Raw genomic sequence first — 2,921 nt, forward strand, 5'->3', positions numbered from 1 at the left:
GAAGAAAAAGGTAAGTTTGACATTAGAGATCCTAAATCATACTTCATTAATAAATAATGAAATAGAAAAAATAGCCTTTATGGGCTGTTTTTCTTTTTTTATTAGTCGATAAGTAGTATAATTTTTAAGAAATATTCATAAATTTCAATATTTAAGGAGAAAAAATAAATGAAAAAATCAATTAACGATGTTCAATTAAAAGGAAAAAAAGTTCTAGTTCGTGTAGACTTTAATGTTCCTATCAAAGATGGAGTTATTACTTCAGAAAAAAGAATCGATGCTGCATTACCAACTATTCAGAAAGTTATTTCTGAAGGTGGAAAAGCAATCTTATTCTCACACTTAGGAAGAATTAAATCAGAAGAAGATAAAGCTGAAAACTCATTAGAAGTTGTTGCTACAAAACTATCTGAAAAATTAGGTAAAGAAGTTAAATTTGTTAACGAAACAAGAGGTTCAGAATTAGAATCAACAATCGCAGAAATGAACGAAGGTGAAGTAATCATGTTCCAAAACACAAGATACGAAGACCTTAATAATAAAGCGGAATCAAAAAATGATCCAGAATTAGGTAAATACTGAGCTTCACTTGGTGATGTATTCATCAATGATGCATTCGGTACAGCACACCGTGCACATGCTTCAAACGTTGGTATCGCTTCAAACATTGCTGAATCAGCACTTGGATACTTAGTTCAAAACGAAGTTAAAATGCTTTCACAAGGTCTTGATGCACCACAATCACCATTCGTAGCTATCGTTGGTGGAGCTAAAGTTTCAGATAAAATCGCTGTTATCGAAAACTTATTAGTTAAAGCTGACAAAATCCTTATTGGTGGAGGAATGGCTTATACATTCCTTGCAGCACAAGGACACCAAATCGGAACTTCATTATTAGAAGCTGACTACATTGAAATGGCTAAAGAATTCTTAGCAAAAGGTGGAGATAAACTAGTATTACCAGTTGACCACGCTATTTCAACAGGATTTGCTGATAACGCAAGAAAATGTACTGAAGGAATTGAAGTGCCTGAAGGGTACATGGGATTAGATTTAGGAGATAAATCAATCGAACTATACAAAAAAACTCTTGAGGGAGCTAAAACAGTTGTATGAAACGGACCAATGGGTGTTGCTGAGTTTGAAAACTTCAAACAAGGTACAGAAGCTGTTTGTGAAACAATCGCTAACCAAGAAGGTGTATTCTCAGTTATCGGTGGAGGAGATTCAGCTGCCGCTGCAATTAAATTAGGATTTGAAGAAAAATTCACACACATTTCAACAGGTGGTGGAGCTTCACTTACTTATATGGAAGGTAAACCTTTACCAGGAATTGTTGCAATTCAAGATAAATAATACATTGTATTAAACAAACAACTCATAATGGGTTGTTTTTTTAATTTTATATTTGAATTGTTTTTTATGCATGTAAAAAGTTTTTTTATTGAAAAATGTATTTTTTTCAACCAACTTATAACTTTTTTAAAAAAAGGTTTAGATGTGAAACATTAAAAAAATATGCTATAATAAATTTAGTTTATAGAGATAAACAATATAGTTTAAAATAAAACTATAACAAAATGCATATAAAGGGAGAATTAAAATGTCAGATACAAAAACAATAAAAAAACCTGTAGCAAGAGTAAACTTCACAGTTTCTAAAAAAGGTCCAAAAGAATGAACAGTTAAAAAAGATGGTGTAGATCGTTACTACCACCACACTTCAAAAGGAGAAGCTTTTGCTGATGCCGAATCAAAAATTAAAGCTGTTGAAGGAAGATCAGGAAGAATTAAAATTCATGAAGATGGTAAATATACATCAAACTGATTTGTTGAAGCAAACAAGGTTACTAAACTTGCCTCAGGTAACCAAGATGTTGAAATTTTAACACTTATTAAAGAACAAAAAGCTAAGATTGACGCATTACAACAACAAAAAGCCAGCAAGCCAGCAAAAAACGATGGAGACGCTTTAAAAATTGCTAAAGAAGCAAAAGCTAAAGCTCTTGAAACTGAAGAAGAGAACAAAAAACTTAAAGAAGAAAATGTAGTTCTTACAAAAGAAGTAGAAACACTTAAAACACAAGTTGTTAAAATTAGTAAAAATTCGCCTAAAAGTAAAGGTAGATCAACATTCGAATCTGTATTACTAGGATTCATCTTACTTTTAACAATTACAATCTTCGTATTCTTAATGCTTGCACTATTCGGTCAAGTTGACTTAGGAAAACACTAAAAATTAAAATAACCTTTAGGGTTATTTTTTTTATCTAAAAAATGTTAAAATATATACATATAAATAAATTTATAAACAAGGAGAAAATATGAGAAATCAAGTTATTGTAGGAAACTGAAAAATGAACAAAACACCAGCAGAAGCAAAAGCTTTCATGGAAGAGTTCAATACATTATTTGAAGCAAACAAAGATAAAATTGCATCAACAATGAAATTCGGTATTGGAGCACCAGCTGTTGACTTAGCAACAGTATCAGGTGAAGCAAAAGGGGAATTTATCGTTGCTGCAGAAAATATGCACTTCGAAGCAAATGGAGCATTTACAGGAGAACTTTCTGTTGAAATGATTAAAGCTGCAGGTTCAAACGCAGTTATCCTTGGACACTCTGAAAGAAGAGCAATGTTCAATGAAACAGATGCAGATGTAAACAAAAAAGCTAAAGTTGCTTTAGCTAACGATGTTACACCAATCGTTTGTGTTGGTGAAACACTAGCTGAATATGAAGCTGGAAAATCAAAAGATGTTGTTAAAGCATCAACACTAGCTTCATTAGAAGGAATTACAGATTGAGCAAATGTTGTTATCGCTTATGAACCAGTTTGAGCAATCGGAACAGGTAAAACAGCTACTGCTGCTTACGCTGAAGAAATGTGTGCTTTCATTAGATCAATTACTTCAGAAGAA

3 protein-coding genes are annotated in these 2,921 nt (G+C 32.0%); all 3 read left to right on the plus strand.

Features of this window, described 5'->3' with window-relative positions:
• The first annotated feature begins 168 nt into the window (after positions 1–168).
• Positions 169–1,356 carry a phosphoglycerate kinase gene (locus tag C4B25_RS04440; protein WP_131613924.1) on the plus strand — a complete coding sequence of 396 codons (1,188 nt, stop codon included), beginning with the start codon at positions 169–171 and terminating at the stop codon, positions 1,354–1,356.
• Between the two features lie 247 nt (positions 1,357–1,603).
• A complete protein-coding gene (locus C4B25_RS04445; protein ID WP_131613926.1) occupies positions 1,604–2,236 on the plus strand; it encodes a hypothetical protein in 633 nt (210 codons plus the stop codon).
• 88 nt (positions 2,237–2,324) lie between these two features.
• On the plus strand, positions 2,325–2,921 hold a 597-nt coding region (gene tpiA / locus C4B25_RS04450; RefSeq protein WP_131613928.1), incomplete at its 3' end, for a triose-phosphate isomerase.

Origin of the sequence: Mycoplasma todarodis, from assembly GCF_004335995.1 — a bacterium.
Classification (GTDB): domain Bacteria; phylum Bacillota_I; class Bacilli_A; order Mycoplasmatales; family Metamycoplasmataceae; genus Mycoplasma_K; species Mycoplasma_K todarodis.